The sequence below is a fragment of the Ochrobactrum sp. EDr1-4 genome (genome assembly GCF_049199085.1).
Classification (GTDB): domain Bacteria; phylum Pseudomonadota; class Alphaproteobacteria; order Rhizobiales; family Rhizobiaceae; genus Brucella.
In genome coordinates, this window is record NZ_JBLZOF010000005.1 from 209,266 (window position 1) to 217,157 (window position 7,892).

The window sequence follows — 7,892 nt, forward strand, 5'->3', positions numbered from 1 at the left end:
GATCATCTTTTTCACAGTCAGAGGGGAAATTGTCAGGCAAAAGCAAGTATTCACGAATTCCAATTCCCTGAGGCGCTTCACCTGGTCGCTCTGCGGTCCACCGATTTCTGCGAGGCAACGGCATTATTTGAATTCTGTTGTGCCTCTTGATCGGATTGCCGAAGCTATTGAATTTCCCTGCGCTTTCAGGACGTCTGGCTGACAATGCGTTGTGATAATCTCTTCCGTCTTGTTTCTTTTCGCTGCCATTTAAGTGTCCCTCATTAGCTCATAAGTCACACTTGAAAAGGGAACAGTTATCAGTGAGGATAGTCTCACAGTTGATTGATTGTACGAAAATAATCTTCTATTTTTTGGTACGCATATGCTGTTATCTCAACAATTTGTCGCCGCTTATCTCCTGCATCTTGTCTTTTTGTAACCAAACGAGCTTTCTCCATCTCGCTTAAGCGTCTTGATGCTGTTGCGATAGGAGCGTTAGAACAAAAATAGAGCGATGATGCTGTGACTTCTTTATTTTCAAGATGATTTTGCATCAAATCCAGCAGCATATTCCAGGCAGGGTCATTAAAAAAATCATCTGTAAAGTACTTTTTTTTAACTTCATTTGAACGAATAAGCGACAAAAGCCTCTCTTTTGTTAAGGATTGTTTGCGCTGCGACTCACCTAAATTCGCCGAATTGTCAGGAAGAGGAGCAACCTCAGAATCACGAATTAGAAGCGATTTTAAAGTTTGCAACTCTTCTGCTAAGCGTCCAATGTGATCTGAACCGTGCATACGAAATTCAACGTCACGCTTTATTAAAGACGCTTTATTTAATGCTAACCTTACGACTTTGAGTAAAAGTTCACGGCGAACTGGTTTATATAAAAAGTCACACGCTGCCAAACGCAGAGCGTCAACTGAATTCTCAAGCGTCGCATAAGCAGTAATAAAAATGACCTGGAGCCATATACGTTCACTGTATTGTTCCCGTATGTGGCGCAACAGCGTGATGCCGTCCATGTGGGGCATACGGATATCACTTATGACCAACTCAATAGTGTCATTAGTAGACAAAATTGAAAGTGCTTGTGCGGCCGAGGTAGCTTTCGCACAATACAATCCTTCGCTCTCAAGTGCACTTGATAAGGCATTTAACAAAGCTGGTTCATCATCTATCAAAAGCACCGATATTGTTCGGTCAGTACCGTTTTCCGACAAATTACCCTCCAATGGCGTTCGTAACACAAATTGGCAAACTGAGAACGAATATAGTGCCTTCATCTGGCTTTATGATTTCAATCTTGCCGTTCATATCTTTGGCCATACCAAGACAAAGCGCCAAGCCTAATCCCATACCATGCCCTTCTGGCTTGGTAGTATAAAACGGTTCGAAGAGTTTACCTTCTACCTCCGTTTCAATTCCAGAGCCATTATCTTCAACGGAAAAATTTACGAACCCATCATTCTTGCTTTCTACTTTAATAGTAATTCTAGCATCATGTGTGGCAATTCCACCACCTTTAATCAAAATAGCATCCCTCGAATTAACTATAAAATTAAGTAATATTTGTTCGACAAGGATGTGATTGCCCTTAACTTCCGGCAAAAAATCCGGAAATATATGTTCTATATTGATATTTTCAGATCTAATTTGCTCCTCGCAAACAACCATCACGCTTTCTATAATTTTAATGGGCTGTAGTGATTCCATTGAGCCATTTGTTTTATGTCCATATATCCGCATATGCCGGGCAATTTTTGACGCTCGCTCAACCTGGGCGCTCATTTCAGTTATTTGCTCTAAGCAACTTTCCACATCATATATTTTCTTCCTGATTGAATGTTCCAGGTTATCAAGTACCATAGCGAGCGTCGCTAAAGGTTGACTGAGCTCATGCGCGATACCCGTGGCCATTTGCCCGAGTGTCACCAATTTTGCAGACTGGTAAATAGCGAGCTCGGCTTCACGACGATCTGTTATATCCAGCCCTAAAATTACAAAATTTCGAACTTCATTTTTTTCCGCAGCGCGAATAATTGATACGACCCAATTGATTTCTCTTTTTTTATTACCGGAAATATTGATCGTGTGAGTGCCTTGCCAGGATGGTTTAATATTTAAAATATTAACATCAATGCCGAGAACTGATTTAAAAGATAATTCACCATTAGGATCAATATCAGTGAATACGCTTTGAAAGTTTGCATTTGTGACAATGATTTTTCCAAGAGAATCCGTCACAACCATTAATAAATCGCTTGCCCTCGCTATATTATGAAATATTTCTAATTCTTTTCTTGATTTAATATCTTCTGTATCTCGAAATATTAATTTTTTTTGATTAATAACGTAATTTTTTAAAAGAACGCCGCAAGCAATCAATATTACAAATAATGTAACAATCATTAGTATTGCTACAATGCTGGCTTTGAACCATGCGGAACGTATAGGAGAGGTCGGAAACCCAGCGTAAGCCCATAATGGGATTGAAGACGATTTATAGTAAGCTAAAATCAATTCTTGATGCACAATGGGGGAATATCTAATTTGTATACCTTCTCCTACTGCCAACTCTTTCTCAATATGGTTGCGAATATTAAGTCCGATGGCGAGGCTATTGTTTGAAGCCCGGATCACTCCATCTTCTCCTACGAGGCCTAAAACTATATCCGTTTCCGTTTTAAATCGCTCATAAGAATTGTATAGATAATGCTCATTAACAAGTATCAATACAAGTCCGTTAAATTTACCTTGCTCATCTATTAACGCCCGTGAATAACTCATCGTTTGACCAATACAATTCTCGGAAAGATCAATTTGCCGCACCGATGGATGATTAATAAATATTACTGGCGATCCTGGTTGAGAAAGTTCCTTGTACTCTTCAGATTTTGATAGATCCATATCGATTGGTACTGCGCTAATATCACTAGCGTACACGTGGCCCGAGCGATCAACAACAGCGATACCAATTACTGCATCTGTTTCAGCTTGCGTCCTTCGTTTTAATACTTCAGAAAGGAACTCGTCTGGTACCATTTTATCAACAACATCACGTTTTACGGCTCGACTTAAATAATCAAGAGAATCCACAACCTGCGTCGTCTGCTCAGCTAGCGCTTGTGCAAACATCATGGCTTTTTGTCCGGCATCATGAGAACGGTTCAAGTAGTCTTTATATATTGAATAGGTTGCCGCAGCTGAGCATACAGCGATAATTGCCATCGCCAACACCCAATACAATTTCATAATTTTCTCAATGTTCAGGCGGGATTGTGGCATTGTTTGATAACTCTCATCGTTAAATTATCAATTAGCTTTATATTATAATAACTCTATAAGTTCATTAAACATCTGGCTTAATGTGCTGATTATGATCAGCCAGCTTACAGATTATCAAGACCAATTGGCCTTGTCGCGAAAATTCAGCAGATGCAAAGGGACTGTGTTTGACACCGCCAAACCTCTTGCTCAGCCGGTAGTTAGATTTGTTGGCTCAATGGTTTATCCTGATCAAAAGCGAAGCGACTGATTAGTGTTTTGTTTCTGTCCCGCAATGGGTCGATGCCAATTGTACATATGCACTCATTTTGGCAGATAGACTATGCGTATTCTGGTGACCTATACGCTTCAGGCGACCATACCGCTTGGATTCGAAATGGAACAGGTCATCAGGCTCGGTATATTGGTAACAGTCGACGGGTTCGGCTGGGTCTGCATCTTTTATACACATGAGCAGCGCACAACCGAAAACCCAGCTTTAAGCAGCCGGTGCCCCGCCTGTCTTCGTCGTCCATTGCTCACCGGTAAGGCGCTGTCAGCGTAGATAGAGGTTAGTCAAGAATAGGTTCCTATATTTAATCAGCCGATATTCAGCAAGGGATTCCAAGTCCGACATAATAGCCCAGTTAGGGATAGCCCAGTTAGGGCGATTTAGCGCAAACGCTCTATAATGGAAACAGCTGATACCGGCTCCCCGAAATACCACCCTTGCGCCATGACAGGTAGGGGTTCGGATGCACACTCTTCACGAAAATAGGCCGCCTGCATCTCCGTTTCAATGCCTTCCGCCACCACGTGTAGATGATGCTTTCGTGCCATTGCTAGTATCTGTGGTATAATTGAAACTGCGTTATCTAGCGTTAAAGCTCGTGTGAACGCTTTGTCAATTTTGATAGCATCGACGCTCAACTCGCCAAGATAAGCAAGACTGGAATAGCCAGTCCCAAAGTCATCTATATAGACAAGGTGACCTTTGTCACGTAAGAGTTGAATAACTTCTGAACCGGTAACACAGTCAACAGCGGTGCGCTCGGTTAGCTCCAATCCTATCTGATACGGTTCAATTTGAGCTTTCAGTAGACGCGCCTCCAGCTTAGGCGCAAATTCATCATCGTGCAGATCACGAGCGCTAACATTGATATTAATTCGCAGGTCACGTTTTCTACGCAAGAGCTCTGCCATCTCATTAATCACTGCGTCGATAACATAAAATGTTATATGATGAATAAGCTCACTCTTTTCCGCCCGCTTGATGAAGACATCTGGGGGAACAAAATCTCCTGGGTGAATTTCCCAACGGATTAATGCTTCGAAGCCAACGACTTCTCCACTAATAACGTTGACAATCGGCTGATACACAATACCCAATTCTTTCTTCGTCAACGCTCTCGACAAAAGCAACATTAGTGAACGGTCACGTTTGTTATAAGCGCGCCAGCTCAGGTTAAGACAGCTTACAGTAAGAATACCAAGCACAATCGCGAGGATTGATTGTAATCGAGCAAGAAGACTAGTGCGATCGACACTAGCTTTCAATGCTATACAAATTCCCCTCTCCGGCTGACAGTCATAGGCATGAATTTGATTATTCCATTCAGAAATCTGCCTCTTGCGACCCTCTGGATGAGGCTCTAGACCGGTATTAGCAGGGTATTCGTAAAGCTGCGCAAAATTAATCCGATCAGAGTCGCTGATGAAGATAGCAAATGAATATTCTGGCTTATGCAGGAGGTCGAAAGCTGCGGGGCTCAGAACAACATTTGAGTTGCCTTTGCCCAGAACCGGCCCGTTGGTTCCAGGAGTGACCAATGGGTGATCGGAGTAAACATATGTCCCATCCGATAGTAGAACATCCGCCGTTGAACGGCGCTTTTGGCCTGTGACGTCACCCAATAGCGTTGAACAGAACAACCTGTCTTCAACTAGTCGACCTATATCTTTAACTTGATAGGCTGAGAATAAGAGCCTGCGTAAATAGATGTGGTCTTCCGATGAGCAAATTTGATAAGGTGAATGGCCCGCCAGATCCAGAGTACTGCGCGCCGAGTCTATCAGTCTATCACCATGAGATAGCAATGAGTCTAAATATGCGTTTATTTTCTGCTCATCACTCATCCTCCGTAGATTTTCGCCAATAAAATAACCCGCCACTGCTCCGCATATAATTGGAAAAGAAACATAAAGGTTGCGAGATTGTAAGATCCACTTCCTTTGCTCAATTTTCGCAACATCGTCCTTTGACCTCACAAGCGATATCTTATTAGAAATCATTTCGTAATTTTTAACAACCATAGTCACCAGATATAGTTCTAACATTATAATACATTATAATATTGCTGCATAAGACTATGGGGTTAACACTCATATTTCAAAATTCATATAGCGCCCTCAAATCGGCCCGTACTTTTATGCTGCGACAGCTCTTTAGGCCATTAAATGGATAAGTAATGCAGTAACAAACATTTCATAAAATCAAAATATTTGCGTATTATTCGATAATAATAATATAATTGATATAATTATCAAAATGAAATAGATACCTTCCGGTTTCAACATATTGGAGGTTGATAAGAAATAAATATCATCATATTAACAAACATAATTGATAAATGTTGTCAACAGCCATCATTCATCATTAAATCTTTTATTTATATAAGCAGAAAGATCGTAATACTACACCTTATATTGTCTATGGAAACTCTAAAATATTTTATCTGTTAACAATAGCCACCCGATTTTCTATTGATGTATAGAAAGCGGATGGCTGTTGCATACTAACAACTTCAGTTCTTAAAACTGCTTTGACAATCTCCAACGTAATCTATGCTGTAAATAGTCTCCTGAATTTCCAATTTGCGACCCGTAATCAACGCCAAGTGTCCACTCTCCTTTCATAGCCGCATCAAAGCCAACTTCTATACCAATACTATCTCGTGTTTTTGCATCAGTATGAACGGTGTACGGTAGCAATCCATCGATATCGGTGTAGCCAATGCGTGCTGCGCTCGACCCTGTGAAGTCATGGGAATATTCAAAACGGGCCCGTGGCTTCAAAGTCCCCCAAATCATAGGGATTGCATATTCGCCGCGCAGTCCAAGCGTTGTAGAAAGCATGTCTGATGTTTGTGCACCGTAAGTCAGGTTATATGTACCGGCTCCTGTTTCAGAGAAGCTTGACAACTTGGTGCGCGCAATGTCGACACGCGCATAAGGTGACAGGAGCCAACTTTCATTACGGTACTCATAAGCCACTGATGCAGAGCCAAATAACTGCTGCCCCTTGCGATCACCGTTTGCCAACTGACCGGTTGAGGTCACAAAACGATCACTTGTAAAGTTCAACCATCCATAACCAAGCACACCATCAAGATATATTCCATTGCTTGGATGGTAGCTGCCATAGAAGGCAAGAGAAAGCATGGATGCACGACTTTGGGTTCCATTCTGGCCGATATCGGCTACGTCCTTACCATAGCCAAGTCCAATCCCACCGATGAAGAATTTTGAAAAACGATAGTCTACGCCACCACTGACACCGATACCTGTATGACTGATCTGTTTGTCATTACTGTCATCGCTGCCAGACGATTTACCAAGACTGATTTCCCCATTAGACCACATCGACAGTTTTTGCTGAAGCACGCTGCACTTGTCTACACTCTCTGACGGAATTTTAGGCTGCAACAGTGCTCCTTCAATGCCCAGATTGACACCAATAGAATTTGTACGACAATCACCTTCGTTGTGAAGACTTTCGAGCCTGTTATGGAAGTTCCTTATCTGTGTATCCGTCATTCGCTTAGCAGACTCCATCTGTGCCCTCAGAAGACCGATGACTTCTGGGTCTTTGGAAGGATCAGGACGAGCGATCACATTGATAGTCACAATTGCTGGTTTGGAGGAACCATACGCGTTTGATAATATATAGCTAATTTGTGATGTACCCGTATAATTAGGCGCTGCCTTGAAATTCAACATCTGCGTGCCTTTATCCTGCTGGATCCACGCAGTACCAGCGGCCTCATCGCCATGTGATAAGATCGTAGCATTCGTAATTGCATCTCCAATTGCTCCATCTAACAAGTTCACTGTACCAGTTGTACCCGCCATCACGCTCAACTCATGATCTTGCGCCTTAATGATAGGCTGCGGCGCAATAACGATGGTCTGGGTTTTGGTTGCAGTGAAGCCTTCGGCATCTTTCGCAGTGATTGACACCGTGAAGCTGCCAGCTTTGGTTGGCGTACCCGACACCGTGTCGTTGGCAGCTTTCAGGCCGTCCGGAAGACCGGTGATCGTGTAGTTGTAAGGCGCTGTACCACCACTCGCAGTCACCTTATGCGAGCCATAAGGCAGACCGATCTTACCGGTTGCAGGCAGACCTGTGACATTCACAGTGATCTGTGGCTGCGGCGCAATAACGATGGTCTGTGTTTTGGTCGTCGTGAAGCCTTCGGCATCACTGGCGACAACCGTTACATTGAAGCTGCCAGCCTTGGTTGGCGTACCCGACACCGTGTCGTTGGCAGCTTTCAGGCCGTCCGGAAGACCGGTGATCGTGTAGTTGTAAGGCGCTGTACCACCACTCGCAGTCACCTTATGCGAGCCATAAGGCAGACCGA

At 42.9% G+C, this 7,892-nt stretch carries 5 protein-coding genes; 1 reads left to right on the plus strand and 4 read right to left on the minus strand.

What is annotated here, in order from left to right; all coding sequences use genetic code 11:
• Window positions 1–314 precede the first annotated feature (314 nt).
• Complete coding sequence (locus ACOZHT_RS17335) at window positions 315–1,205, minus strand: response regulator (protein WP_421566163.1); 891 nt, start codon at window positions 1,203–1,205, stop codon at window positions 315–317.
• 1 nt (window position 1,206) lies between these two features.
• Window positions 1,207–3,270 (minus strand): ATP-binding protein, encoded by a 2,064-nt coding sequence (locus tag ACOZHT_RS17340; protein ID WP_421566164.1) that lies wholly within the window; start codon window positions 3,268–3,270, stop codon window positions 1,207–1,209.
• A gap of 322 nt (window positions 3,271–3,592) precedes the next feature.
• Here ACOZHT_RS17340 and ACOZHT_RS17345 point away from each other — a divergent pair, with 322 nt between their 5' ends.
• Window positions 3,593–3,814, plus strand: coding sequence for a hypothetical protein (locus ACOZHT_RS17345; protein ID WP_421566165.1), 222 nt, complete (start codon window positions 3,593–3,595; stop codon window positions 3,812–3,814).
• Between the two features lie 107 nt (window positions 3,815–3,921).
• Here the strand turns inward: ACOZHT_RS17345 and ACOZHT_RS17350 are convergent, their stop codons facing one another.
• Complete coding sequence (locus tag ACOZHT_RS17350) at window positions 3,922–5,562, minus strand: EAL domain-containing protein (RefSeq protein WP_421566174.1); 1,641 nt, start codon at window positions 5,560–5,562, stop codon at window positions 3,922–3,924.
• 498 nt (window positions 5,563–6,060) lie between these two features.
• The coding region (locus ACOZHT_RS17355) for an autotransporter domain-containing protein (protein ID WP_421566166.1) at window positions 6,061–7,892 on the minus strand (1,832 nt) is incomplete at its 5' end.